Source organism: Ruegeria sp. HKCCA6707 (genome assembly GCF_013033515.1).
Taxonomy (GTDB): Bacteria; Pseudomonadota; Alphaproteobacteria; order Rhodobacterales; family Rhodobacteraceae; genus Ruegeria.
In genome coordinates this window covers 254,827-281,562 of the sequence record NZ_WQEG01000003.1, presented here as the reverse complement: position 1 = coordinate 281,562, position 26,736 = coordinate 254,827, and the positions used below count along the sequence as shown (strand labels likewise).

General features: G+C 59.1%; 21 protein-coding genes. 14 read left to right on the top strand and 7 right to left on the bottom strand.

Features of this window, described 5'->3' with window-relative positions:
• Nucleotides 1-58: 58 nt before the first annotated feature.
• The 4 genes from GOW40_RS09865 (at nt 59) to GOW40_RS09850 (ending at nt 6,597) form a co-directional block, all read left to right on the top strand.
• On the top strand, nt 59-3,436 hold the full coding sequence (locus GOW40_RS09865; protein WP_371731831.1) for an AsmA-like C-terminal region-containing protein: 3,378 nt from the start codon (nt 59-61) through the stop codon (nt 3,434-3,436).
• Nucleotides 3,437-3,482: 46 nt separating this feature from the next.
• Entirely contained in the window at nt 3,483-4,529 is a 1,047-nt protein-coding gene (gene queA / locus GOW40_RS09860; RefSeq protein ID WP_171130064.1) for a tRNA preQ1(34) S-adenosylmethionine ribosyltransferase-isomerase QueA, read from the top strand.
• A 106-nt stretch (nt 4,530-4,635) separates the two neighbouring features.
• A complete protein-coding gene (locus tag GOW40_RS09855) occupies nt 4,636-5,910 on the top strand; it encodes an MFS transporter (protein WP_171099711.1) in 1,275 nt (424 codons plus the stop codon).
• Nucleotides 5,911-6,018: 108 nt separating this feature from the next.
• The gene (locus tag GOW40_RS09850) at nt 6,019-6,597 is read left to right on the top strand and encodes a DUF924 family protein (protein WP_171130062.1); all 579 of its coding nucleotides are present in this window, start codon (nt 6,019-6,021) and stop codon (nt 6,595-6,597) included.
• On the opposite strand, the gene GOW40_RS09845 is transcribed toward GOW40_RS09850, so the two are convergent.
• Nucleotides 6,594-7,028 (bottom strand): hypothetical protein, encoded by a 435-nt coding sequence (locus GOW40_RS09845; protein WP_171099707.1) that lies wholly within the window; start codon nt 7,026-7,028, stop codon nt 6,594-6,596. The two genes, GOW40_RS09850 and GOW40_RS09845, sit on opposite strands and share 4 nt — an antisense overlap.
• A gap of 216 nt (nt 7,029-7,244) precedes the next feature.
• Here GOW40_RS09845 and lpdA point away from each other — a divergent pair, with 216 nt between their 5' ends.
• On the top strand, nt 7,245-8,639 hold the full coding sequence (gene lpdA / locus GOW40_RS09840; protein WP_171130060.1) for a dihydrolipoyl dehydrogenase: 1,395 nt from the start codon (nt 7,245-7,247) through the stop codon (nt 8,637-8,639).
• 139 nt (nt 8,640-8,778) lie between these two features.
• Here the strand turns inward: lpdA and GOW40_RS09835 are convergent, their stop codons facing one another.
• The gene (locus GOW40_RS09835) at nt 8,779-10,164 is read right to left on the bottom strand and encodes a M20/M25/M40 family metallo-hydrolase (protein WP_171130058.1); all 1,386 of its coding nucleotides are present in this window, start codon (nt 10,162-10,164) and stop codon (nt 8,779-8,781) included.
• A gap of 306 nt (nt 10,165-10,470) precedes the next feature.
• Between GOW40_RS09835 and hemA the strand changes: the two genes are divergently transcribed.
• From hemA to ispG, 3 genes are all read left to right on the top strand, one after another.
• On the top strand, nt 10,471-11,694 hold the full coding sequence (hemA, locus tag GOW40_RS09830; protein ID WP_171230949.1) for a 5-aminolevulinate synthase: 1,224 nt from the start codon (nt 10,471-10,473) through the stop codon (nt 11,692-11,694).
• Between the two features lie 129 nt (nt 11,695-11,823).
• The gene (locus GOW40_RS09825; protein WP_171130054.1) at nt 11,824-13,044 is read left to right on the top strand and encodes a helix-turn-helix domain-containing protein; all 1,221 of its coding nucleotides are present in this window, start codon (nt 11,824-11,826) and stop codon (nt 13,042-13,044) included.
• A gap of 69 nt (nt 13,045-13,113) precedes the next feature.
• The gene (gene ispG / locus GOW40_RS09820; protein WP_171130052.1) at nt 13,114-14,235 is read left to right on the top strand and encodes a flavodoxin-dependent (E)-4-hydroxy-3-methylbut-2-enyl-diphosphate synthase; all 1,122 of its coding nucleotides are present in this window, start codon (nt 13,114-13,116) and stop codon (nt 14,233-14,235) included.
• A 14-nt stretch (nt 14,236-14,249) separates the two neighbouring features.
• On the opposite strand, the gene GOW40_RS09815 is transcribed toward ispG, so the two are convergent.
• A complete protein-coding gene (locus GOW40_RS09815; protein WP_171130050.1) occupies nt 14,250-14,621 on the bottom strand; it encodes a VOC family protein in 372 nt (123 codons plus the stop codon).
• A 78-nt stretch (nt 14,622-14,699) separates the two neighbouring features.
• Between GOW40_RS09815 and GOW40_RS09810 the strand changes: the two genes are divergently transcribed.
• Nucleotides 14,700-15,266: a TetR/AcrR family transcriptional regulator gene (locus GOW40_RS09810; RefSeq protein WP_171130048.1), complete on the top strand. Its 567-nt coding sequence runs from the start codon at nt 14,700-14,702 to the stop codon at nt 15,264-15,266.
• Nucleotides 15,267-15,292: 26 nt separating this feature from the next.
• Here GOW40_RS09810 and GOW40_RS09805 read toward each other — a convergent pair whose 3' ends face one another.
• The 3 genes from GOW40_RS09805 to GOW40_RS09795 form a co-directional block, all read right to left on the bottom strand.
• Nucleotides 15,293-15,775: a DinB family protein gene (locus GOW40_RS09805; RefSeq protein WP_171130047.1), complete on the bottom strand. Its 483-nt coding sequence runs from the start codon at nt 15,773-15,775 to the stop codon at nt 15,293-15,295.
• A gap of 149 nt (nt 15,776-15,924) precedes the next feature.
• Nucleotides 15,925-16,683, bottom strand: a complete 759-nt coding sequence (locus tag GOW40_RS09800; protein ID WP_171130045.1) for a DsbA family protein — start codon at nt 16,681-16,683, stop codon at nt 15,925-15,927.
• Complete coding sequence (locus GOW40_RS09795) at nt 16,680-18,062, bottom strand: M48 family metalloprotease (RefSeq protein ID WP_171130043.1); 1,383 nt, start codon at nt 18,060-18,062, stop codon at nt 16,680-16,682. The genes GOW40_RS09800 and GOW40_RS09795 overlap by 4 nt, the downstream gene beginning before the upstream one ends.
• Between GOW40_RS09795 and GOW40_RS09790 the strand changes: the two genes are divergently transcribed.
• The 3 genes from GOW40_RS09790 to GOW40_RS09780 all read left to right on the top strand — a co-directional run bounded on the left by GOW40_RS09790 (nt 18,061) and on the right by GOW40_RS09780 (nt 23,106).
• Nucleotides 18,061-19,224, top strand: a complete 1,164-nt coding sequence (locus tag GOW40_RS09790) for a pyridoxal phosphate-dependent aminotransferase (RefSeq protein ID WP_171130040.1) — start codon at nt 18,061-18,063, stop codon at nt 19,222-19,224. The genes GOW40_RS09795 and GOW40_RS09790 overlap by 2 nt on opposite strands.
• A gap of 66 nt (nt 19,225-19,290) precedes the next feature.
• Nucleotides 19,291-20,511: an N-acetylmuramoyl-L-alanine amidase gene (locus tag GOW40_RS09785; protein WP_171130038.1), complete on the top strand. Its 1,221-nt coding sequence runs from the start codon at nt 19,291-19,293 to the stop codon at nt 20,509-20,511.
• Nucleotides 20,512-20,616: 105 nt separating this feature from the next.
• Complete coding sequence (locus GOW40_RS09780) at nt 20,617-23,106, top strand: PBP1A family penicillin-binding protein (protein ID WP_171099684.1); 2,490 nt, start codon at nt 20,617-20,619, stop codon at nt 23,104-23,106.
• Here GOW40_RS09780 and GOW40_RS09775 read toward each other — a convergent pair.
• Nucleotides 23,100-23,933 carry an aminoglycoside phosphotransferase family protein gene (locus tag GOW40_RS09775; RefSeq protein ID WP_171136427.1) on the bottom strand — a complete coding sequence of 278 codons (834 nt, stop codon included), beginning with the start codon at nt 23,931-23,933 and terminating at the stop codon, nt 23,100-23,102. The two genes, GOW40_RS09780 and GOW40_RS09775, sit on opposite strands and share 7 nt — an antisense overlap.
• 77 nt (nt 23,934-24,010) lie before the next feature.
• Here GOW40_RS09775 and prfB point away from each other — a divergent pair, with 77 nt between their 5' ends.
• Both prfB and GOW40_RS09765 read left to right on the top strand, forming a co-directional pair.
• Nucleotides 24,011-25,135, top strand: a complete 1,125-nt coding sequence (gene prfB, locus GOW40_RS09770) for a peptide chain release factor 2 (RefSeq protein WP_171130034.1) — start codon at nt 24,011-24,013, stop codon at nt 25,133-25,135.
• Nucleotides 25,136-25,317: 182 nt separating this feature from the next.
• On the top strand, nt 25,318-26,715 hold the full coding sequence (locus tag GOW40_RS09765; RefSeq protein WP_171130031.1) for an amidase: 1,398 nt from the start codon (nt 25,318-25,320) through the stop codon (nt 26,713-26,715).
• Nucleotides 26,716-26,736 lie beyond the last annotated feature (21 nt).

The window sequence follows — 26,736 nt, the reverse complement described above, 5'->3', positions numbered from 1 at the left end:
GGCTGAATTTGTAAACGGTTACGGGGTATAATAGGGCGCTGCGGGCAGGTTGAAAGACGTGGAAAGCAAAGTGGTGCAACCAGAACCGAAAGACGGTGTGAAACCGGCGCGAAAGCCGCGTCGGCGTTCGCGCAGCCTGTCGACTTTGTTCTGGGCTTTGCGTGGTGTTTTCATCCTGATCGCGCTGGCACTGTTCACCGGTTTCATGACGTTGGGCCAGCAAATGCACGCACCGCAATGGGTGCGGGATCGCGTTGAGGCGCGGCTTGATCGCGCGCTTGGTGGGATCAAGGTGACCTTTGGCGATGTCAGCCTCACGGTTCATCAAGGTTGGCGGCCTCGGTTACAGCTTAGCGATGTGCGCGTGAGCGACGCCGAGGGGCAACAGGTTGCCGAAGTCTCGCATATGTCGGCCAGCCTTGCGATGCGACCCTTGTTGCGTGGCCAGGTCCAACCAAAGCGAATAGAATTGCAGGGCGCGCAAGTGGCGCTCACTCGCGGGTTGGATGGTGCGCTGTCCTTGACCGTGGGGTCTAGCAGTGCCCCGGTCGGCGAGGCTCCTAACTTGGCGCAGCTGATCGAAGAAACCGATGAGCTCTTCAAATCGCCGAATTTATCTGCGTTGGTATCGGTTCGTCTGGATGCGATCACGCTGGATTATCAGGATCTGCGACAAGGACGTTCCTGGGTTCTGGATGGTGGTCACATCCTGTTGACGCGAGACGCGCGCCAATTGCGTCTGGGCACCGGGTTTTCGGTTTTGTCGGGGCGTGATTTTGTCAGCACCATCGAAGCGAACTACACCAGCTCGTTGGACAGTGCGGCGGCCGAGTTCGGAGTCAACATCACGGACTTGCCGACAGAGGATGTAGCAGGACACTCACCGGCGCTGGCTTGGATGCAGGTTCTGCGGGCGCCGATATCGGGTGCCTTGCGCGGATCGGTCAATGAGAACGCGGATCTGGGGCCAGTATTTGCAACATTGAACCTGGGCGCAGGCGCTGTGCAGCCCACGACCGCGACGCGTCCCGTCAAATTCGAATCTGCTCGGACCTATTTCACCTATGATCCAAAAGCTGAAGTTTTGGACTTCAATGAGGTGTTGATAGACTCGGCCTGGGGTACAGTACAGGCGGATGGAACGGCTTATCTGCACGGGGTCGACAGCGGTAGCCTGCAAAGCATGGATGGTCAGTTCCGCTTCAGCGGCATCCGCGTAAATCCGGCGGATTTGTTTCCGCAAGATCTTGAACTGACGCGCGCCGATCTTGATTTCCAGATCAAGCTTGCCCCGTTTCGGATGCGGCTTGGGCAGGCGACAATTGCCGACGATGAACACCGTTTGCATCTGACGGGCGATCTTGCCGCCGAGCCAGAGGGTTGGTCGGCACGTATCGACGCTCAACTTGCTGAACTGAGCTCGGAACAATTGTTGCCCTATTGGCCGGAACGTCTCGCCTCCAAACCGCGTGAGTGGGTGACGAAGAACATCCACAAGGGCAATCTCTCTGACATGGATTTTGCCTTGCGTCTAAGTCCCAATCAAAAGCCGAATATCTATCTGGATTTCGACTTTGACGACACAGAGTTGACGTTTGCCAAAACCTTGCCGCCGATCCAGCGCGCACAAGGCCAGGCTAGCCTATTGAATGGTCGATTTACGGTCACGGCGCAGCAAGGGATTGTGGTGGCGGATGAGGGGGGCGAAGTAGACGCTGCTGGCACGTCGTTCATCATCCCGGACACCGAAAGCAAAGGAATTACCCCCAGTGTCGTCAGGATTAAAGCCAACAGCAGCGTGACTGCGGCGCTGTCTTTGCTGGACCGCCCTCCGCTTCAATTGCTCACAAAAGCTGGATTGCCGGTTGATCTCGGGGCAGGGGGCGTGGCGCTTGAAGGTACCCTGGCGCTGCCACTAAAGAAAAAACTGCGTTTTTCTGATGCCGAATTTCATTTCGAAGGGGATCTGGCCAACCTGAACAGCAGCCGTTTGGTGCCAGGTTTCGAAATCAGCGCTGATCGGCTGGGAATACGAGGCGACCAAAGCGAGATCGAAATCGACGGGAATGGTCTTTTTGGTGCGGTCCCCGTGACCGCCCAATGGCTGCAACCGATCGGGGGCCCCGAGGCGCAGCGCAGTCAATTGACAGGGCAGATCGAGCTGTCGCCGCGCTTGATGGACGAGATCAATGCGGGTTTGCCACAAGGGATGCTGACGGGCCTTGGCATTGCCGATTTCAGCTTGGGTATCGGCGGCGGTGAGGCTCCAGAGTTGCAGGCTCAATCGGATCTAGTGGGTGTTGTGTTGGCCATCCCTGAGCTGGGGTGGCGCAAACCCGCGTCGCGCGGCGGTAGTTTGAATGCGCAGGCGACATTGGGTAGTGCGCTTGCGGTCAATGACCTGCAGATCGACGCTGCCGGGTTGCGCAGCCGTGCGTCGATCTCGTTTGCGAATGGTGGGGTCGAGCGGGTGCGCTTCAGTTCATTCGAGCTGGGCGACTGGCTTGCGGTCCCGGCCGAGTTGATTGCGCGAGGAAACGCGGTACCGGATATCCGCGTTCTGGGCGGCGTTCTGAACCTGGCCAAATCAACCATTGGCGAAGGTGGAAGTGGCGGTGGCGCGGGCGGTGGCGCCGGACCGCGACTGGATGTGTCCCTGGATCGCTTGCAAATCACCGAGTCGGTGGCGCTGACCGGTCTGTATGGGACATTTGAAACCACAGGTGGCCTAAAAGGGGGCTTCTCGGCGCAGGTAAATGGTGGTGCTGCGGTAAATGGGCAGGTGACACCCGTTTCAAGTCGCAGCGCGGTCAGTCTTACCTCAGAAGATGCAGGCGCGGTCTTGCTTTCTGCTGGGCTGTTGACGCAGGCGCGTTCAGGTTCGTTGGATCTGAATCTAAACCCAATCGGCGACCCCGGAAACTATGACGTTGACATGCGTATCGAGAATACACGTATCCAAAACGCCCCCGCCATGGCCGCGTTGCTGAACGCGATCAGCCTGGTCGGGCTGTTGGACGAAATGGCCGGGCAAGGGATCTTTTTCTCGGCCATCGATAGCAAAATGCGCATCACGCCAACCGAGGTCAAAGTGCTTAGCGGCAGCGCTGTTGGTCCTTCTATGGGGCTGTCCTTTGATGGCACCATCGACATGGTGACAGGGATGATGAACCTGCGCGGGGCGATCTCTCCGATCTATCTGCTGAATGCGGTCGGCAGCGTGTTGACCCGCAAAGGGGAGGGGGTGTTCGCGTTCAACTACACGCTGACCGGCCCGCTCAGCGATCCGAAGGTGGCAGTCAATCCGCTATCGGGTCTTGCACCGCTGTTCTTGCGCAACCTCATGCGGGCCCCGCCGCCCACGGTCTCAGACGGGCCAAATGCCAAGCCCGAAAGACCCCCGCCACCAAAAACGCCGAGAGGTGAGGACCGATAGCCCAATCAGAGTGGCCGAATCTATCCGCGCAATGTAGTGCGCCTGCATGAAACTTACCGATTTTGATTTTGACCTGCCTGAAGACCTGATTGCCACGCGGCCCGCCAGCCCGAGATCCTCGGCGCGCCTGCTGGTCTCGGAGGGCACTGAAATCCACGACCAGAGGGTGTTGGACCTGCCCAAATGGCTCCGCCCCGGGGATCGGCTGGTTCTGAACGACACCCGTGTCATCCCGGCGCGCCTGAATGGACGCCGCCACCGCAACAGCGCGCAGGGTCCGGTCTCGGCTGCGATCGAAGTCACATTGCTGGACCCGCAGGCCGATGGCACATGGTCGGCGCTGATCAAACCTCTGAAAAAGGTCAAGCCGGGTGAAGAGATCGTTTTTTCCGATGACCTCAGCGCGCAACTGGATCGAGTTGCCGACGGTCAGGCGTTTCTGCGGTTCAATCTTTCAGGCGACGATTTTGACGCCGCGCTCGAACAGGCAGGCGCGATGCCGCTGCCTCCCTACATCGCCGCTAAACGCCCTGCCGATGAGCGCGACAAAAGCGATTATCAGACCGTTTGGGCTCGCCATTCAGGTGCGGTTGCGGCGCCAACCGCCTCATTGCATTTCGACGATGCATTATTGCGGGCTTTATCTGATCACGGCGTGGCCTTTACCCATGTCACCTTGCATGTGGGCGCGGGCACCTTTCTGCCGGTCAAAGTCGAGGATGTGACCACGCACAAGATGCATGCCGAATGGGGCCGCGTCAGTGAGGATGCTGCTGCCGAGATCCAAGCCACCAAGGACGCGGGTGGGCGGGTGATCCCGGTAGGCACCACCGCCCTGCGGCTGATCGAAAGCGCGGCGCGCAGCGGTCGGATTGCACCCTGGGAGGGCGAGACGGATATTTTCATCTATCCCGGCTTCGACTTTCACGTCACCGATGCGCTGATGACCAATTTCCATCTGCCCAAATCCACATTGCTGATGCTGGTCTCGGCCCTGATCGGTCAGGACCGGGTCAAGGCCGTCTATCGCCATGCCGTTGATCAGAAATACCGTTTCTTTTCCTATGGGGACGCATCACTCCTGATCCCGTAACCGTCACAGGGGCGCGGATTGCCTCAAGATGTCGTAGACAAGCGCGACACCGACGATTCTATCTTTCACCACGGGTGATACCCGCAGCCACGACGAGGGAGCAGCCATGTTACAAGTCCTTTCCAGCGCTTGGGCGCTTCTCCTCGGCATGGGTTTGCTGATGGTCGGCAATGGCCTGCAGGGCACCCTGCTGGGCGTGCGGGGCGATATCGAAGGGTTTTCAACCTTCGAGATGTCCTTTGTCATGTCGGCCTATTTCGTTGGCTTTCTGGGCGGATCGCGCCTTGCACCCGAGATGATCCGCCGTGTTGGACATGTGCGGGTCTTTGCGGCGCTGGCCTCGTTTATCTCGGCTGTGATGATCATGTATCCGATGCTTGCAGACCCGATCGCGTGGTCGCTGGGCCGGGTGGTGATCGGGTTCTGTTTCTCGGGCGTTTACGTGACCGCGGAAAGCTGGCTCAACAACGCGGCCAGCAACGAAAACAGGGGGCAGGCGCTGTCGCTCTATATGATCGTTCAGATGATCGGGGTGGTCAGCGCGCAGGCGTTGCTGCTGGTAGGTGATCCCGCAGGGTACGAGACCTTTGTGATCGCGTCGATTCTGGTCTCGATCTCTTTTGCGCCCATCCTGCTGTCGATCTCGCCAACACCGGCCTTTGACACCACCAAACCGATGACGCTGCGCAAGTTGATGGACACGTCACCGCTGGGCTGTGTCGGCATGTTCCTTTTGGGCGGTGTCTTTTCGGCCCAGTTCGGGATGAGCGCCGTCTATGGCGCGCAGGCCGGGCTGACCCTGGTTGAGATTTCCACCTTCGTGGCTGCCTTCTATATCGGGGCGGTGCTGCTGCAATATCCGCTGGGTTGGGTATCGGACCGGATGGACCGGCGGATTTTGATCCTTCTGGTGTCTGCGGTGGGCGGTGCCGGAGCGGTCTTTGGGATGTTCTTTGGCGCGGGGGCCTTTCCGATCCTCTTGCTGGCCGCATTCATTATTGGGGGTATGACCAGCCCCCTCTATTCACTGTTGATCGCCTATACCAATGACTATCTGGAATATGACGACATGTCCGCCGCATCCGGTGGGCTGGTGTTCATCAACGGCCTTGGCGCCATCGCCGGACCGGTCATAACAGGTTGGTTGATGGGGCTCGGGTTGCTGGGGCCATCAGGCTTTTTCCTGTTCATCGCGACCTTGATGTTTGCCATGGCGCTTTATGCCGCCTATCGCATGACCCAGCGCGCTTATGTCCCTGTGGACGAAACCGGCGCTATCGCTCCGATCTATCCCACCGCCTCGCCGGTGGCCATGGAAGTTGCGCAAGAAGTTGCCATCGAGGCGGCGCAAGACGAATCAAGCTCACAAGAACAGGGCTAAGCGCCGGAAATATGTCGTCAATGTTGCAATATGTTACTGTTACAAATCTGTAAAACTGCCATACTTGATCCATATCCCTGGGGTGGGAATAGATGTGGAGTTTAGGACATGACTGGTCCTGAAGATGTACTGAGTTTTTGGTTAGATGAAATTGGCCCCGACGGTTGGTACGTTCAGGATGATGCGCTGGACGCGCAGATCCGCGAACGATTTTTGGCCACCTGGCAGGCCGCGTGTGAAGGTCGCTTTTCCCTTTGGCTGACATATCCCAGCGGTACGCTGGCTTACATCATCCTGATGGATCAGTTCCCGCGCAACATATTCCGGGGAAGCGCCAAGGCGTTTTCTACGGATAAGGCAGCGCTGGCAGCGGCCAAAGCGGCCGTTGACAGGGGCTGGGACCTCAAGATCGACGAACCTGCTCGACAGTTTTTCTATTTGCCGATGATGCATTCAGAAAACCTGTGTGATCAGGAACGTTGCGTGCGCCTGATGCACGAACGGATGCCCAACGACGGGGCCAGCAACCTGCTGCACGCCCGGGCACATCGCGAGGTGATCCGCCAGTTTGGCCGGTTCCCCTATCGCAACGAAGCGCTCGAGCGGTCAACGACGCAGCACGAAGCGGCCTATGTCAGCAATGGCGGCTACGGGTCTACCGTGCGCGCCTTGCAAACGGCAGGTTAACTCGCAGGCGTACAGCCGCGCAGGTCATGCAGTTGATCGGTAACCGCCTCGGATGCGGTGGTTATCGCATGGTTTATGAGGTCTTCGGGATTGTCCACCAAGCCATTTAGGCGCGCTTGGGTTGCTGACAGTTTTTCTTCGACGTCGTTCAAACGCTTTAGCGCATCGTTTAAATTCGTGCGTGTGGTCTGATCCAGGTTTCCGCCTTGTACGCGCAGATCAGCCAAATCGCTGCGAAGGCCTGCCAACTCTCCGCGAATGGCTTGCGCCTGATCCCGAAGCGGAGCCACTTGTTGAAGGTTTTCGGCGAAGCCGGTTTGGATGTTTTCCACCGATTGGGCGAGTTTCCACCCAAGGAACAAACACAAAGCCACCAGGATCAACGTTGCGTTCAGCAGAGCCAGAAGAAGATCCTTTATTGTTTTGGCCAACTATGCCTCCTGTTTTTCAATGAGTTAAGAAATCAGTACCGGTTGGATTTGTTCTCTCTTCTAGCCATTGCAGCCATGCGGGTATAGGCTCAAAATTGGTGCCACGTTGCCGATTGCCCCTGCGTCACATATGTCGCGGGCAGTCATGTTGATGCGTGGAGAAGAATAGTTTAATGGTAAACTAGTTTTGAAACTGATCTGCGCCGCGAGGTTAACATGGCTGCACAATCCTTTGATCTGATCGTAATCGGCGCCGGTCCTGGCGGGTATGTTGCTGCGATCCGCGCGGCTCAGCTTGGCCTGAAAACAGCCGTGATAGAGCGCGAGCATCTTGGTGGCATTTGCCTGAACTGGGGTTGTATTCCCACCAAGGCATTGCTGCGCTCGTCCGAAGTGTTCCACCTGATGGAGCGCGCCAAGGATTTTGGCCTGAAAGCAGACAAGGTCGGATATGATCTCGATGCGGTGGTCAAACGCTCGCGCGGGGTGGCGGCGCAGTTGTCGGGTGGTATCGGTCACCTGCTGAAGAAAAACAAAGTCACTGTGTTCATGGGCGAGGCAACACTGCCAGCCAAGGGCAAGGTCAGCGTCAAGACCGACAAGGGCAGCGAAGAGCTGACCGCCAAGAATATCGTGCTGGCCACCGGTGCGCGCGCGCGGGAATTGCCGGGGCTTGAGGCTGATGGCGATCTGGTCTGGACCTATAAGCACGCGCTGCAACCGCCCCGTATGCCCAAGAAGCTGCTGGTGATCGGCTCGGGCGCGATTGGGATCGAATTTGCCAGCTTCTACAACACGCTGGGCGCAGACACGACCGTGGTCGAGGTGATGGACCGCGTCCTGCCGGTTGAAGATGCCGAGATCAGCGCATTCGCCAAGAAAGCTTTCACCAAACAGGGCATGACCATCATGGAAAAGGCGATGGTCAAGCAACTGGACCGTGCCAAAGGCAAAGTCACCGCGCATATCGAGGTGAAAGGCAAGGTCGAGAAACACGATTTCGATACCGTTATCTCGGCCGTTGGAATTGTCGGCAATGTCGAGAATCTTGGGCTCGAGGCGCTGGGCGTGAAGATCGACCGCACCCATGTGGTCACAGACGAATTCTGTCGCACCGGTGTCGATGGACTGTACGCAATCGGCGACATCGCAGGCGCACCCTGGCTTGCACACAAGGCCAGCCACGAAGGTGTCATGGTCGCCGAGTTGATCGCAGGCAAACACGCCCACCCTGTGAAACCCGAAAGCATCGCGGGCTGTACGTACTGCCAGCCGCAGGTTGCATCGGTGGGGTATTCCGAAGCGAAGGCCAAAGAGCTGGGATATGACATCAAAGTCGGCCGCTTCCCCTTCATCGGCAATGGTAAGGCCATTGCCTTGGGTGAACCCGAAGGTCTGATCAAGACGATCTTCGACGCCAAAACGGGCGAACTGCTGGGCGCACACATGATCGGCGCGGAAGTGACCGAGCTTATTCAGGGGTACGTGGTGGGCCGCCAGCTGGAGACCACTGAAGAAGACCTGATGAACACCGTATTCCCGCACCCCACGTTGTCAGAGATGATGCATGAAAGCGTGTTGGACGCCTATGGGCGCGTGATCCATATGTAGCAGAAGGGGGCTCTGCCCCCGCCGCGGCGAGCCGCGACTCCCCCGAGGTATTTTCAAACAGAAGAAGCTGGCGAAGCGTCCTGACTTCTTCTGTTCTTAAATACCTCGGAGCGCGAGGCAGAGCCTCGCTAAGATTTCTTTACGTTGTCAAAGCGTCCAGAATTCGAGCCCAGGAGCGTATTCCCTTGTGGAAGCTCTTCACATCATATTTCTCGTTTGGAGAATGGATGGCGTCGTCGTCATTCGCATAACCCACCAGCATCGAGTCCAGCCCTAAAACCGTGTCGAAATAACCGACGACCGGGATCGATCCACCCATGCCGGTAAAGACGGCTTCGCGATCCCATTCGGCAGACAGCGCGCCGCGTGCGGCTTCGAATTCGGGACGGTTCAGGTTCATCACCGAGGCGGGCGAGCCGTCGAGGTCGGTGTCCCACTCGACGCTTGCATCTGGTGACAGCCGTTCTTCCACATGTTTGCGGATTTTCCCGCGCAGCGCGACCGGGTCCATATCGCCCACCAGACGGCATGTGATTTTGCAATGGGCCAGAGACGGGATCACGGTTTTTGATCCGGTACCGTTATAGCCCCCCCAAAGCCCGTTCACTTCAAGTGTCGGTCGGGCCCATTGCTGTTCCAGCGTGGAATAGGCCTTTTCGCCATGCGATTGGGTATAGCCGACCGAGTTCAAATAGTCCGCCTCGTCAAACCCGCAATTCTCCCATTGCCGCAGCTGATCGGCGGGGACTTCGTGCACGCCTTCGTAAAACCCGTCGACCGCCACGCGACCGGTTTCCTCATCGTAGAAAGATGCAACGATGCGCGACAATTCCCGCAGCGGGTTCAGGCCAGGGCCGCCATAGTGGCCCGAGTGCAGATCGATCCGAGGGCCTTGAATGGTAAACTCATCCTTGAGCATTCCACGCAGTTGCGCGGCAATCGACGGCACCCCGCGTGAGACCATGGATGTGTCGCAGACCAGCGCGATATCCGCCTTCAGTTCGGCTGCGTTCTCTTGCAGGAACGGGACCAGCGACGGCGAGCCCGATTCTTCTTCGCCTTCAAAGAAAAATGTGATGCGGCAGGGCAATTTACCGTGAACAGCTTTCCAGGCGCGGCAGGCTTCGATGAAGGTCATCAGTTGCCCCTTGTCATCCGAGGCGCCGCGCCCGCGGATGACCTGGCCGTGCTCGCTGTCTTCCAGCGCCGGGTCGAACGGGTCGCGATGCCACAGGTCCAGCGGGTCAACCGGTTGGACATCGTAGTGTCCGTAGAACAGAAGATGCGGTGCGTCACCAACTTCGCCCACATGCCCAACAACCATCGGATGGCCCGGTGTTTGCCGTTTTTCTGCTGCAACGCCAATGCTTTGCAGGTCCGAAACCAACCAGTTCGCTGCCTTGTCGACCTGGTCCTTATAGGCTGGATCGGTTGAGATTGATGGGATCCGCAACAGGTCCATCAGGCGATCGATCGAGGTGGATAGATCGTCATCGATGCGGCTGAGCACGGCGTCTAGCGACATGGGAAACTCCTGAGTATCTGGATTCTGGCGCGACCCTAGCAGCGTCAGCCGCACCGTCCAGCCCGAACTGCGGAGGGAACCGGTGTCGAAGACTGCGGCGTTTCCTCGCGTCTTGGAGCAGGAAGTTCTCTTGCCGGATCGGTTCCAAGGGGATATTTGATGCAGATCAATGATAGGTTTTGCTCTGGCCCCTAGACCGGATATCCAGAGAACCACAATCGCCAGGGCAGATTGATCTGAATGCTGGCGGCGGAATAGGAAGGCCCGGTTGCTGTTTGCAGTGACAGGGAACGTTAGGAGGGTCCGTTGGACTATACTGCCCAGCTCGATACTGCGATTGCCAGGCTGCACGAAGAAGGTCGATACCGCACTTTCATCGACATCGAACGCAAGAACGGACAATTCCCTCATGCCGTTTGGACATGCCCTGACGGGTCACAGCGCGACATCACCGTGTGGTGTGGCAACGACTATCTGGGGATGGGCCAGCATCCGGTTGTTCTCGAGGCCATGCACGAGGCCGTGGACGCCGCTGGCGCTGGCTCGGGCGGAACGCGTAACATCTCGGGCACAACGGTCTATCACAAGCGGCTTGAGGCCGAACTGGCCGATCTGCATGGCAAAGAGGGTGCTCTGCTGTTCACCAGCGCCTATATTGCCAATGACGCAACCCTCTCGACTTTGCCAAAGCTGTTCCCCGGCCTGATCATCTATTCCGACGCGTTGAATCACGCCTCGATGATTGAAGGTGTGCGCCGCAACGGTGGCGCGAAACGCATCTTCCGCCATAACGATGTGGCCCATCTGCGGGAATTGCTGGAAGCCGACGACCCAGCCGCGCCCAAGCTGATCGCATTTGAGTCGGTCTATTCGATGGATGGCGATTTTGGTCCCATCGAGGAGATCTGTGACCTGGCCGATGAATTTGGCGCTTTGACCTATATCGACGAAGTACATGCAGTAGGCATGTATGGCCCGCGCGGTGGTGGCGTGACCGAACGTGACAATCTTGCGCATCGGATCGATATCATCAACGGCACCCTGGCCAAGGCCTATGGCGTGATGGGGGGCTACATTGCGGCAAGCGCGAAAATGTGTGACGCTGTACGCTCTTACGCGCCGGGCTTCATCTTTACCACATCGCTGCCGCCCGCAGTCGCGGCTGGTGCGGCAGCCTCGGTTGCCTATTTGAAGAATGCCTCTGAATTGCGGGAGCGCCATCAGACCCAGGCCAAGATCCTCAAGCTGCGCTTGAAGGGACTGGGCTTGCCGCTGATCGACCATGGAAGCCATATTGTACCGGTGATCGTGGGCGACCCGGTACACACCAAAATCCTCAGTGATCGCCTGCTTCAGGATCATGGGATCTATGTGCAGCCGATCAACTTCCCGACCGTACCGCGCGGGACAGAGCGTTTGCGCTTTACCCCGTCGCCTGTGCATGGCCCGAATGAGATGAACAAATTGGTCCAGGCAATGGACGAACTTTGGTCACATTGTGCGCTAAATCGCGCCGAACTTGCTGGATAGCCTCAGAGCAAAGTGTGCAACGCGTTTTGCGCGTGTTAAGCTTACGCTAACAAGATTGGCGGACGAATCATGTGGGAATGATTCGCTCCGAGCGTGTAACACGCACAAGGCAGTAATGGGGCAGCAAGAATGATAGGGCGCAAGTCGCAGCGCGAGTCCGAAGAAGACGCCGAAGACGTCAAGCTGAAAGGGTTTGACGATTATGAGGTGAGTCTGGGCGACGTGATGCGCGGTGAACGTGCCACCATGGGCAAATCGCTGCTGGATGTTCAGCGCGAGTTGCGGATCAAAGCCAACTATATTGCAGCCATCGAGAATGCAGACCCCGACGCGTTCGACACGCCCGGGTTCATCGCGGGCTATGTTCGGTCTTACGCGCGTTATCTGGGTATGGACCCGGATGAGACCTTTGCCAATTTCTGCAAGGAAAGCGGGTTTGAGGTTGCGCACGGCATGTCTGCCGAGGCTTCCGTCGTGCGCAAGCCTTCGGGCGGCCTTCCGAACCGTGGCCCGATGGGGCAAGACCCGTTCATGTCTCCGAACACGCCGTTTGTTCCGGGCAAGGAGTCATTCGTCAGCCAGATCGAACCACGGGCTATCGGGTCTTCGCTGGTATTGTTGGCGGTGATCGGCGGGATCGGCTATGGCGGTTGGTCGGTGCTGAACCGGATTCAACAGGTTCAGGTCAGCCCCGTGGAACAGGCCCCCGTGATCTTGACCGATCTTGATCCGCTGGATGCGGTTCGCAGCACATCCAACCAAACCGAAGCTGAAACTGTCGAAGCGCCAAGCGCCGAGGCTCTGGATCGCCTCTATCGCCCCCAAGCGCTGGACGTGCCGGTTCTGGTTGCCCGCGATGCGCCGATCTCGACACTGGATCCCCGCACGGTTGGCACGTTCCGTCCACCAGAGCCGCCCAAGATCGAAGTGGCCGAGGTGCACACCGTCGAAAGACCGACTGTTTTGCCACAAGTGGTCGAACAGATCGACAAAACGCTCAAGATCGTAGCTGTTGGCCCCGCCTGGATGCGGGTCAGTGCGGCCGATGGCAGTATTCTGTTCGAAGGCACGCTGGGCACGGTCGAACAGGGCAATACCTTCGAAGTGCCGCTGACCGAAGAACCGCCGCAATTGCGGGCAGGGGCCTCGGGTCAGGTCTATTTCTCGATGAACGGCGAACATTTCGGACCAGTTGGCGCACCTGGCACTGTGACCAAGGGCGTCGTGCTGTCGAAAGAGGCGGTCAGCGAACGTTATCAGGTGGCGGATCTCGAGGCGGACCAGAACAGCGCGCTCAAGCAGCTGGTGGCCGAGTTGCAGACACAGGCAGCCGAGGCACCGGCAGAGTAATCTGACCATTGCAGCGCAGCGGTTGCCGGACTATCTAACAGTCAAGTTTGGCAGAGTTGGATCAGCCCCATGTCTCTCAATCATGTGCGCCCGTGGCGTGACATCTATCGTCGCAAGTCTCGCCAGATCATGGTGGGCAATGTCCCTGTCGGGGGTGATGCGCCGATTGCAGTGCAGACCATGACCAACACGCTGACCACAGATGTGGCGGCAACGGTGGCACAGGTTCAGGCCGCAGCCGAGGCGGGCGCGGATATCGTGCGCGTGTCTGTCCCGGATGAAGCCTCGTCAAAAGCACTGAAAGAGATCGTGCGCGAAAGCCCGGTTCCGATCGTCGCGGATATCCATTTCCACTATCGCCGCGGCATTGAGGCCGCCGAAGCCGGCGCCGCCTGTCTGCGCATCAACCCCGGCAATATCGGCGATGAATCGCGGGTGAAAGAGGTTATCCAGGCCGCGCGCGACCACAATTGCTCGATCCGCATCGGCGTGAACGCGGGCTCTTTGGAAAAGCATCTGCTTGAGAAATATGGCGAGCCATGCCCCGAGGCGATGGTCGAAAGCGGGCTGGAACATATCCGCATTCTGCAGGACAACGACTTTCACGAGTTCAAAATCAGTGTGAAGGCCAGCGATGTGTTCCTGTCGGCTGCGGCCTATCAGGGGATTGCCGAGGCCACCGACGCGCCGATCCATCTGGGCATCACCGAGGCTGGCGGGCTGGTCAGCGGTACAATCAAATCCGCCATCGGGCTGGGCAACCTCCTGTGGATGGGCATCGGCGATACGATCCGCGTCAGCCTGTCGGCGGATCCGGTGGAAGAGGTCAAGGTCGGCTTCGAAATCCTCAAATCTCTGGGCCTGCGCCATCGCGGCGTCAACATCATCTCGTGCCCGTCCTGCGCACGGCAGGGGTTTGACGTTATCAAAACTGTCGAGGCGCTGGAGCACCGGCTGGAGCACATCAAGACGCCCATGAGCCTGTCAATCATCGGCTGTGTCGTCAACGGACCGGGTGAGGCTCTGATGACCGATGTTGGCTTTACCGGCGGCGGCGCCGGGTCGGGGATGGTCTATCTGGCGGGCAAGGCCAGCCACAAGATGTCGAACGATCAGATGATCGACCACATTGTCGAGCAGGTCGAACAGAAGGCGGCCGAGTTGGATGCCGCGGCTGAGGCGGCAGAGTAGTACGCCTTTCAAGGCTATCGGATTGGTGTGCTGATATCCACGGCTGCACCGTTGGGATCGCGTAGCATCAGGCGTCTTTGCCCATAGGGCAGGTCCGTCGGCTCTTGAATGATGTCAGCCTGCATGGCCTGCGCATTTGCAACGACGACGTCCAGATCCGAGACCACAAAGGTGAAGATGCAACCTCCATGCATCTTGGCGACGCCTTCCGGTATGGTGTCATGATCCTTGTTCAGTATGCCCAGTTCGAAACCGGGCTTATCCTCGTCCGACAAAAGGACAAACCAACCGAAATCACCGGTTCTTTTCAGCCCGAGAAGGTCTTCGTAGAACTCTGCCGTCTGTTCGACATCGCCGGTTAGGATATTGGTAAAAGCGCGGTTCATCAGAGCCTCCTGAGGTTTGGACAATCAGCATACATATGTGTATGTTGCGTCCTACATACATAACTGTATGTTAGGCCAATGCAACCCAAAGCACTCACAACCGAAGACTGGCTGGATCTTGCGCTGAACGAACTGAGGCTAGAGGGGTATACCGCTTTGAAGGCGTTACCCTTATCGCGGAAGCTGAACGTAACGCGCGGCAGCTTTTATCATCATTTTCCAAGTCTGGATGAGTTTCACAAAGCGCTGATTGCCCATTGGTCAAGAAACACAAGTGACTCCGTGATCCGCGCGGCCCAAGAGGCAACTGACACGAAAGCCGCGCTGGATGATTTGTTGCAAAAGACATTGCGCTCGGGCGAGCAGTTGGAACGCGCTGTCCGGTCCTGGGCGACCGTTCAGCCCTTGGTCGCGCAAGAGGTTGAGAAGGTCGACAACACCCGAATTAAGGTGGCCGAAAACTTGCTTGTCAAAAGCGGGATTGCCAAAGCCCAAGCCACGCCGCGCGCGCGCTTATTGTACTGGGCCGCAATCGGCCGCCTTATGATGCCATTTCCAGAGCACAACCTGCTGTCACAGAGTGAGATAACCGATCTAGCGGCGCTCATGCTGGACGGCTTAACCGCCCTGAGAGCCAAAGGCTAACAGGCGAAATAGCCAGCACCTGGACGCTAGGGGATGTCGGTGGTCCCATAGTCGATCCCCATCGCATGCAGCGCGCTGGTTACCTGGCTGCGATGGTGTGTCTGGTGGTGGAAAATCTGCACCACCATAACCCAGCGGGGCACGGTGGGCAGGTCAGGCGCCTGCAGATCGCGCTTTGTGGGCGCGGCGGATAACCACTTTTCGGTCCATTCATCTGCGCCTGCTGACAAAAGTTCGTCTTGTTCCAGACGGACAGCTTTCAGGTCGTCCCAATCGGGCCAGACAGCGCCTTTGGAAGCGTACCGTTCCGGTAATGCTCCATTGAGGAAGGTCAAAATATTGCGATTGACCACGCAGATATGATCCAGCGTTTTGTGGATCGAGCCAAAGAACATCCCCCGGTCCAGGTTTCGTTCCGCGTCGCCAATCTCGTCGCAAAGGTGATAAACCGTATCGTTTTGCCAGCGCGAAAATGTTGCCATCTCACGGACAAAGCCATCTGTGATCATAACCTGGCCTTCCTAAAACGAATTGCGTCGGTCCTGACAAACCAAACCCTTGGAAAACGGGATGCGCTCAAATTCAGTTTTGCAAATGGGTTAAACGTCCCAAAGGTCGAAAGGGGCTGCGACCGGCAAAAGCTGCGCCCCCAATCCCATCACCCCTGTTCAGCGCGGACGCCGTCGGCGATCTCCAGCATTTGATCGGCGGGCAGGAAGCCGCGCAGCATCTCGGTGCCCAGAACAAAAGACGGCGTGCCCGAGATCTGCATGCGTTGTGCCAACTCGCGGGTTTCGGCGATTTCTGCGGTGACCTCGTCGCTGTTCATCGCAGCGATGATCGCGTCGCTGTCCAGGCCCAAGCCCTCTGAAATACGGCGTAGGGACACTTCGTTGGGCTCGCCGGTGAACTCCAACAGAGCGTCATGGACCTGTTTATAGGCGTCGTCGCCGGCAACCTGTTTGGTGGCCACCGCAAAGCGGGCAGAGGCCACCGAAGCCTCGCCCAGAATGGGCAGTTCTTTGATCACCAGCCTGATATTGCCGTCTTCGGCCAAGAGCGTGGCGATTTCGGGCACGGCCCTGCGACAAAAACCGCAGCGGTAATCCATGAACTCGACCAGGGTGATGTCACCATCGGGATTGCCACCCACCCAGCTATAGCCGTCATTGAACAAAGCCTCGGCGTTTTCGGCCACCAGCAGCTTGTCGGCTTGCGCTTCGGCTGCAGCGTTGCGCTGTTCCAGAATATTGATCGCCTCGATGATCACTTCCGGGTTTTCCAGCAGGTATTCGCGGACCTGCGCGCCAAACTCGGCTTTTTCGGCGTCGCTCATGGCGTTCAGGTCCAGCGCCTGGGCAGGGGCTGACAACAAGGAAAGACCCACCAGGGCCGGGGCTGCGTGTTTGAGGATCATTTCCGTTTCCTTTTCCGTTTCTCGGCGCGCTCTGATGCAATCAACACATCCTGGGCCCGTTGCCAACCCGGAGATCCTTCGGGCAGCAGCCGGACAGCGCGTTTGGCATGGATGCCCGCATCGGCCAACCGGCCCTGCAGCGCATATCGTTCTGCGGTCACGGCAGAGGCCATGCCGTTATTTCCCAGCTGCGAATAGGCCGTTCCCAGATCGCGCAGCAACCGCTGATTGCGATCATCTCGGGCGCGGGCCTTTTCCAACACGGGCAGGGCCGCTTTGGTGTCGCCACCCGCCAGCAGAGCCCGGCCATACCCCGCCAGGATCAAAGCGTTGGTCGGTGCCTTTTTTACGGCATCGCCATAGGCTGTAATGGCTTCGCTCACTTGACGGTTCTCCAGCAGGATCTGCCCTTTCAGATCATAGTAATATGGGTCATCGGGGCGCATTTCCAATGCTGCGTCGATGGCAGCTCGCGCACGGCTCAGATCCCGGTTCTGGTGGTGGGCCGCTGCTTCGCGCATCAGTCGAATATCGCGGTTGCTCTCTTCGGCAGCACGGCGCAAGGTCCAACTGGGGGACCGCAGGAAGGCTGAAAGTTTCCCTTTCACTCGCGCGAACCAATAATCGGCATTGGCATTGGGTTCGGCGCGATCTCCAAATTCGTCCAAAAACGCCTCGGCCGCGCGCAGGCGGTCGCGATCAGTGGGGTGCGAGCGCATGTAAGGATCGCGCCGCGCCTCGCTCAGCAATTCCTGCCCTGCGAATTTGCGGTGCAAGGCGACCATGCCCATGGGGGATATCCCGGCCCAGCGCAAATAACTGGCAGCACTGCGGTCGGCGGCGGCTTCTTCAGCCCGTGTATGGCTGAGAAAGCTGCGCAGGGCCGAGGATTGCGTACCAGCAGCGATGCCGGCAGCGGCCTCACCTCCACCTGCGGCAGCGGCTGCGATGGCCACCGCAAGGCCAAGCGATGCATTGCGCTGAGCAGCACGCAGGTTTTCGGCCCGGCGCGCCAGATGACCGTTGGCGATATGCGCGGCCTCATGGGCGATCACCGCTTGCAGCATCTCTGGGGTTTCGACTGACAGGATCAGCCCGTAGTGCACATAGATGGTGTTGTAGTCGATGACAAAGGCGTTGAACGTGTCATCATTGACCACGATGACCTGCACGCGGTTTGTGTTCAGCCCGGCAGCGCGCAGGATGGGAAAGGCCAGTTCGCGCAGCCCGTGTTCGATATCGGGATCGCGGATCAGGCTTTGCGCAACGCTTCCCACAACCGAGGCCATCCACAGAAGAATGGCCAGCAGCAGCGCCGGGATTGACGCGGGCCGGGATACGCGGTCAAAAGCCATGGCAACAACATGAGAGATGGGCATGAGAAACTCAACCCGGTCCAAGGTCGATCCGTTCATCGTGATGGATGTCATGGAAGCCGCGCGCCGCGCCGAAGGGGCCGGGCGAAGCGTGATCCATATGGAGGTCGGCCAGCCCGGGACCGGCGCCCCCAAACAAGCTGTTGAGGCTTTGGCCAAGGCGATGCAGCAGGATACTCTGGGGTATACCGTAGCGCTGGGATTGCCCGCGCTGCGCCAGCGGATCGCGCGGCTTTATGGAGAGTGGTACAATGTCGATCTTGATCCCAACAGGGTGGTGATCACGCCCGGATCGTCCGGCGGATTTCTGCTGGCTTTCACCGCTCTCTTCGACAGTGGTGACCGTGTGGGCATTGGCGCACCCGGTTATCCGTCTTACCGGCAGATCCTGTCAGCCTTGGGGCTGGAACCAGTGGACTTGCCGACCGCGCCGGAAAACCGCTTGCAACCGGTGCCTGGTGATTTCGCGGATTTGAACTTGCAAGGGCTGATGGTGGCCTCTCCGGCCAATCCGACCGGCACGATGCTGGACCATGCGGCGATGAAAGCGCTGATCGAGGCTGCGCAAGGGCAGGGGGCGTCTTTCATCAGTGATGAGATCTATCATGGGCTGGAATATGAGGCCAAGGCGGTCACGGCGCTGGAACTGACGGATGAGTGCTATGTGATAAACTCGTTTTCGAAATACTTTTCGATGACCGGCTGGCGCGTGGGTTGGATGGTGGTGCCCGAAGATCAGGTGCGCGTCGTCGAGCGGATCGCGCAGAACATGTTCATCTGCGCGCCCCACGCCAGTCAGGTGGCGGCGCTTGCGGCGATGGACTGCGAAGATGAGTTGCAGGCCAATCTGGATGTCTACCGCCGCAATCGCGCGCTTATGCTGGACGGCTTGCCCAAGGCCGGGTTCAGCAATATCGCACCTCCAGATGGCGCGTTTTATGTCTATGCCGATGTGTCCGACCTGACAGAGGACAGCCGCGCCTTTGCGGCCGAGATACTGGACAAGGCCGGGGTCGCGGTGACACCGGGCTTGGATTTCGACCCGGTGCGCGGGCACAAGACCTTGCGCTTTTCCTACGCGCGCGCCACGGCGGATATCGAAGAAGGTTTGGCCCGTCTGCAACGGTTCATGGCAGAACGCGGGGCGATTGCCGAACAAGCTTAGGGCGTTCACAACGCCCGCGAATTGCGGTAGACTTACCTTCAAACGATCTCGGGAAAACTTGAGGCCATGAGCAGGATTTTCTACGCATTCACCCTGATCTGGGCGTTGACCTCTGCTGCGTTCGCGCATGATTTCAACGCGCTGGCGCGGGTTTTGCCCGAACAGAGCCATATCGCCAACGAAGGCCGATCCGGCGTTCGGGTGCAATTGGGTCTTAGCCAGGGCGTTCCCTATCGTGTATTCACGCTCAAAGATCCATATCGCATGGTACTGGACTTCCAGGAGGTCGACTGGACAGGGCTGAAGCGCGATGGATTTCTGCAATCCGAGCGGATCAGTGATGTGCAATATGGCGCTTATGTTCCGGGATGGTCGCGTATGGTGCTGGAACTTGGGGCCCCTTTGATGGTCTCTTCTGCGGACATGCGGGTCGACGAGGCCAGCGGGCAAGCTGTGTTGGCCCTGCATCTGACCGGCACGGATTTCGACAGTTTCGTTGCGGGCGCAGGTGCGCCGCGTCAACCGGGCTGGGACCTGCCCGAGCCGTCGGTGGCCCCCGCGTTGCCTTTGATGGAAGGTGGACGCCCGGTGCATGTGATGCTCGACCCCGGGCATGGGGGCATTGATCCGGGGGCCGAGGTCGACGGGTCGGATGAAAAGACGCTGATGTTGACCTTCGCTCGCGAGCTGCGCGAGGCTCTGTTGCGCGCGGGTGGGTTCGAGGTGTCGCTGACCCGGGGCGACGATCATTTTGTCTCGCTTGAACGCCGCATCGCGCTGGCGCATCGGGCGGGTGCGGATGTGTTCATCTCGCTTCACGCGGATATCCTGTCCGAAGGGCGCGCGCATGGGGCTGCGGTCTATACCTTGTCAGATGAGGCGTCGGATGTGGCCAGCGTGAAACTGGCCGAACGTCATGATCGCGGTGATTTGATCTCGGGCATTGACCTGAGCGGGACGGACGACCAGGTGACCGATGTGTTGCTGGACATGGCCCGGCGCGAGACCAAGCCGCGCACCGACGCTTTGGCACAGGCGCTGGCCGATGGTATGGCGCAACAGGGCGGGCCAATGAACAACCGACCGATCCGGGCCGCGTCTTTTTCGGTGCTAAAGGCGGCTGATATCCCGTCGGTACTGGTCGAGCTTGGCTTTCTGTCCAGCCCACGCGATCTGAAGAATATCCGCGACGCCCAGTGGCGTGCGCGCATTGCCACAGGGTTGACAGAGGGGCTTATCCAATGGCGTCACGAAGATCAGGTCCGGCGGGCGCTGATCGGGCAATGACAGAGCAATGACGGGGCGGCGTAATTCAGCCTTGCAGCGTTTCGTGTTTTGACCCTGACACGGGGCGCCCTTATATAGACGGCACCGCGAAGAAAAGGCAGTAACGTGATCCGGTTCATTCTTTCGATTTTCGGTGGGCTGTTCAGCTTCATCACCCTGGGTATCTTCATGACCGCCCTGACCGTGGGCGGTGTGTTCTGGATGTATGGGCGCGATCTGCCCAGCCACGAGTCGTTGGCGCAATACAAACCGCCAACGATCAGCCGGATCTATTCGGGTGAAGGCAAGCTGATTGACGAGTTTGCTCAGGAACGCCGCCTGTTTACACCCGCCGAGGAAATCCCGGATCTGGTGAAACAGGCTTTTATTTCTGCCGAAGACAAAAATTTCTATTCCCATCACGGCTATGACCCGCGCGGTATCGTAGCCGCCGGTGTCGAAGCTGTGCGCACCAAAGGTGGTACCGTGCGCGGTGCGTCGACCATCACCCAGCAGGTGATGAAAAACTTCCTTTTGTCCGGTGACCGTCAGGCCGAGCGCAAGATCAAAGAGATCATTCTGGCCACGCGGCTTGAAGACACGTTGGACAAGGAACAGATCCTCGAACTTTATATGAACGAGATTTTTCTGGGTCAGAACTCCTATGGTGTGACCGCCGCGGCGCAGACCTATTTCAACAAGACCCTGCAAGAGCTGGAACCGCATGAGGCCGCGACCCTTGCTGCGATGCCCAAAGCTCCGTCGGATTTTCATCCGGTGCGCCGGAAAGAGCGGCTGTTGGATCGCCGCAACTATGTTCTGCGCGAGATGCAGCAGAACGGTTATATCGACCAGGCTACGTATGAGACCGAGGTCGAGATGCCATTGCGCTCGGTCCAGAACGGTGATTTCGAAAGCTTCCGTACGGCCCTGCCGCCACGCGATTATTTCACCGACGAAATCCGCCGCCAGCTGAGCGAAGACTTTGGTGAAGGCGAGTTCTTTACCGGAGGCTTCACCGTGCGCGCCTCGGTCGATGAGGAAATGCAGGTCGAAGCTGCCAAGGCGCTGCGCACCGCATTGCAGAAATACGACCGGTCACGCGGCCGCTGGCGCGGCACTGGCGAGGTGATTGCCGAAGAGCAACTGGCAGATGAGGCGCAGTGGCGCGAAGCGCTGTCGCTTGTGAAGATTCCGCGCGATGTTGAACTGCCAACGCAATGGTATCCGGCGGTGGTGCTGGAGGTGGCGGATCAAAGCCTGACCGTCGGGATCGAGGATGGCCCCGCCGATGGCGTCATTCCGCGCTCGGACATCCAGTGGATGCAAGGCAACTTCTTTGACAATTTCAAACGCGGCGACGTGATCCTTGTGATGGCCGGGGAAGAGGGCCAATGGTCTGCCCGTCAGGTGCCCGAGGTGCAGGGCGGCTTTGTCGCGATGGATGTGAACTCGGGCCGTGTTCTGGCGATGCAAGGCGGATTTTCCTATCAGGACACCGTGTTCAACCGCGCCACCCAGGCGCAACGCCAGCCGGGGTCATCGTTCAAACCCTTTGTCTATGCCGCCGCGCTGGACAGCGGATACAGCCCCGCCACCATCGTCGTGGACGCACCGATTGAGGTGAACACACCGCAGGGCCTCTGGCGGCCCAAGAACTCATCGAACAAGTTTTACGGCCCAACACCGCTGCGCACCGGGATCGAACAATCGCGCAACCTGATGACGATCCGTCTAGCGCAAGAGGTCACGATGCCGGTTGTCGCGGGCTATGCGGAACGGTTCGGGGTCTACGACCGGATGGGCGCGTTTCTTGCCAACTCGCTGGGCTCTGAAGAGACGACGCTCTACAAGATGGTGGCAGCGTATGCGATGTTTGCCAATGGTGGTCAGAGGGTCGAACCCACGCTGGTAGACCGCATTCAGGACCGGTTCGGGAAGACGATCTACCGCCATGATGATCGTGAATGCGTGGATTGTAACTCGGGCTGGATCGCACCTGATCAGTCGCCACGCATTGTTACGGATCGCTGGCAGGTGATGGACCCGATCACCGCTTATCAGCTGACATCGATGATGACCGGTGTGGTCGACCGCGGTACGGCCTCGTCGCAAATCGATCTGCCGGTGCCAACCGCAGGCAAGACCGGCACAACCAACGAATCTAAAGACGCCTGGTTCATTGGCTTTACGTCGAACATCGTCGCAGGCTGCTATATCGGATATGACCGTCCGCGTCCGATGGGGCGGGGGGCCTATGGCGGCACATTGTGTGGCCCGGTCTTCCAGAGCTTTATGGAGAAAGCGGTCGAGAAATATGGCGGTGGCCCGTTTGAAGTGCCGCCCGGTGGCCATTTCATCAAGATCGACCGGTTCAGCGGTGCGCGTCTGCCACCGGACGCAACCGGCGACTATGTCGTGGCCGAGTATTTCCGCGATGGCGTGGATGGATTTATCGACCGGATCTATGATGGCGGTTTTGCCATCGGCTCGGATCTGCCGCTGTTCGAAGAGGTTCAGCGCGCAGGCGTTCAGGTTCAGACCTCGACCGGGGAAACTGTGATCGTTGCCCCCAATGCCTCGCAAGGGGATCTGAGTACCGGCGGTCTTTATTGATCGGCAACTGCCAAAAGCAGGTTCAGCAGATCAGCCTCGCGGTCGCCTGACAGAGTGCCACCCGAACGCCAGAAGATCGACAGAGTGCATTTGGCCGCCGCCCATTTCGCGACGCGGCCGCGCGGGGCGTTCATGGCATCGGCGTAGAGCGTCAGGCAGCACTCGATATGAGCGGGCTGACGCATCAGATCTTCCAACCCTTTGGGATTGCGCAGCGCATTGGCCAGTTCAAAGGCCGGATCGCCGACATAGCCCTTGGCGTCAATGACCCGCAGTCCTGCATCCGTGACGATCACGTTGTCATGATGCAGATCGCCATGCAGCGGGTGTTTGAACTCGGTACCATTCAACAACGCGCGCGCAAACGCCATCCCTCGCGACATATCCTGTTTCAATCCGGCGGGGCAGTCGGAGGCAAACTGGCAGTCAAACATTGCGGCAAAGGTCTTCTCCAGCGGTTCCAGCCCGGCTTGAGATGGGGGCGGGCCCTGATGCAGGCGCCGGGCCGTCTCGGCCAGCATCTCTGCGGCGCGGTCAGGCGCACCATCGCGGGCGATATCGCCCAGTGAGGGGCCCTCAAGCCACTCCATCAGAACAGCGCTCTCTGCCCGCGCCAAAATCTCCACCGCACCGCGATCCTGCCAGCGCTCCAACAGGTGCAGACCGGGGCCTTCATTGCCCATATCTGCGCGCCGATAGACCTTAAGCGCGGCCTCTTGGCCGCGCTGCGTTCTGACCTTCCAGACCTGTGCGTGCCCGGTATCGGCGATGTGGCAAATCTCGGTCAGGTGCCATTCGGTCATAAACTCTTGGGCTGTGCCCTGCATTCGCGTCCTGCCTGTCTTGTGGTGCCTCACGCCTCTTGCTATCACGCAGGCCTGATTGAGCAAGTTGGGACAAGACCATGCGCGCCGAAACCCAGAATATTGTGGTGGAAATCGAAAAGTCTCTGGAGCTGCTGGCGCAGCGCATGGACTATGAAACCGCGCCGCACCGGCTTGAGGAATTCAACGCGCGGGTCGAAGACCCCAACCTGTGGGACAACCCCGAAAACGCACAAAAGCTGATGCGCGAACGGCAGATGCTGGTGGACGCGATCGAGACCTACGAGTCGATCAAGACCGATCTCAGCGACAATATCGAACTGATCGAATTGGGTGAGATGGAAGACGATCAGGACGTCGTGGATGACGCCGAAGCCGCCATCAAAGCGTTGCAGGACAAGGCCGCCAAGAAAGAGCTTGAAGCGTTGCTGGATGGTGAGGCCGACAGCAATGATACCTTCCTCGAGATCAACTCGGGCGCGGGCGGCACGGAAAGCTGCGACTGGGCCTCGATGCTGGCGCGGATGTATGTACGCTGGGCTGAGAAAAAGGGCTATACGGTCGAGCTGCAATCCGAGACAGCGGGCGAAGAGGCGGGGATCAAATCCGCAGCTTACAAGATTTCGGGACACAACGCCTATGGCTGGTTGAAATCCGAATCCGGCGTTCACCGGCTGGTGCGGATTTCGCCTTTTGACTCGGCAGCCAAGCGGCATACCTCGTTCAGTTCTGTCTGGGTCTATCCGGTGGTGGACGACAATATCGAGATCGAAGTGAACCCTTCGGACATTCGCATCGACACCTACCGGTCGTCAGGCGCGGGCGGACAGCACGTGAACACGACCGACTCGGCGGTGCGGATCACCCATATTCCCACGGGGATTGTTGTGACAAGCTCGGAGAAATCTCAGCACCAAAACCGCGATATCGCCATGAAGGCGTTGAAATCGCGGCTTTATCAGCAGGAACTGGATCGTCGGAACGCTGATATCAATGCAGCCCACGAGGCCAAAGGGGATGCGGGCTGGGGCAACCAGATCCGGTCTTATGTTTTGCAGCCTTATCAGATGGTGAAGGATTTGCGGACCAATCACGAGACCTCGGACACCAAAGGGGTGCTGGATGGGGATCTGGATGAGTTTATGGCCGCAACGCTGGCGTTGGACGTGGCGGGCAAAAGCCGATCCGAGGCGCAGGGCGACTGAGGTCGGCAGGGGGCTCTGCCCCCGTCGCTGCGCGACTCCCCCGGGATATTTTTGGCTAGATGAAGCGGATCCGGGTTGGCCGGGCTGACCGGCAAAAACATACATCCAAACAACGGGTTTTCTTGCTGCAAGGGCTTGGCTAGGCTGGTTTGAAGGACCAGTCTTTTCCAAGTGGAGCCCTCATGGATCTAAGCCGAACCTCTGCCACCCAGCTGCTGAGCGAATTGTCAGCGGGCCGCCTGTCGGCGCAGGAACTGATGCGCGCAACGCTGGATCGGATCGAGGCGGTGAATCCCCGGGTAAATGCCGTTGTAGCTTTGCGGGATGCGCAGGAATTGCTGGCAGAGGCGCAGGCGGTTGACAAAAGCGAGGTGAAAGGCCCGTTGCACGGGCTGCCGATTGCGGTGAAGGATCTGGTGAATGTGGCCGGCATTGCCTCGACCCAGGGTTCGCCATTGTTTCGGGACAATGTGCCTGCGCGCGATGATCTGCTGGCGGCGCGTTTGCGGGCGGCAGGCGCGATCCTGATTGGCAAGACCAATACGCCTGAATTTGGCCTGGGCTCCCACACGTTCAATCCGGTCTACGGCGCCACGCGCAACCCCTATGATCTGGATCTGTCCTGCGGCGGGTCTTCGGGTGGGGCGGCGGTGGCGTTGGCCACGGGGATGCTGAGCCTGGCGGACGGGTCGGACATGATGGGCAGCCTGCGCAATCCGGCGGCATGGAACAACGTCTACGGCTTTCGACCCAGCTGGGGCAGGGTGCCGTCCGAGCCGGTCGGAGATGTGTTCTTGCATCAGCTCTCGACGCTTGGGCCGATGGCGCGCAGCCCCGAAGATATTGGTTTGCTGCTTGACGTGATCTCGGGCGCAGACCCGCGCCAGCCCTTGTCGGTTGAAACGGCACCCGTTTCGCCTGTGCAAGCTGCAGACCTCACGGGGGTGCGGATCGGCTGGTTAGGGGATTGGGATGGCGCGCTACCATTTGAGCCGGGAATTCTGGAGTTGAGCGCTGAGGCGTTGCAAGTGTTTTCCGACCTGGGCGCAGTTGTTGAATCCGTGGCACCCCCTTTTGAGGCCGAACGGCTGTGGGACAGTTGGATCACCTTGCGCTCGTGGAGCGTGGCAGCGGGGTTGGTCCCCTTGGCTGCCCAGCGGGGGGCGCTCAAAGACACCGCGCAATGGGAGCTGGATCGGGGCCTGGCCTTGTCGGCGATGGATGTGCATCGCGCCAGTGTCATCAGGTCCGAGTGGGCCCAAGCGGCGGTTCAACTGTTTGAGCGCTATGACGCGCTGGTTTTGCCCTCGGCACAGGTTTGGCCTTTTGAGATCGATCAGCCTTATCCAACGCAGATCGCGGGGCAGGCGATGGATACGTATCATCGCTGGATGCAGGTGGTCGTACCCGTCAGCCTGATCGGCTTACCCTGTCTCTCGGTTCCTGCAGGCTTAGGCGCAGCGGGGCTGCCCATGGGCGTACAGCTCTTCGGGCCACGCGGATCGGACGCGCGAATCTTGTCGACGGGCGCCGCCTACCATGCGGCGACGCAATGGCCGCAAACCAGACCGGCCTTGTGACGCGGAATTCTAAGGGAGGAG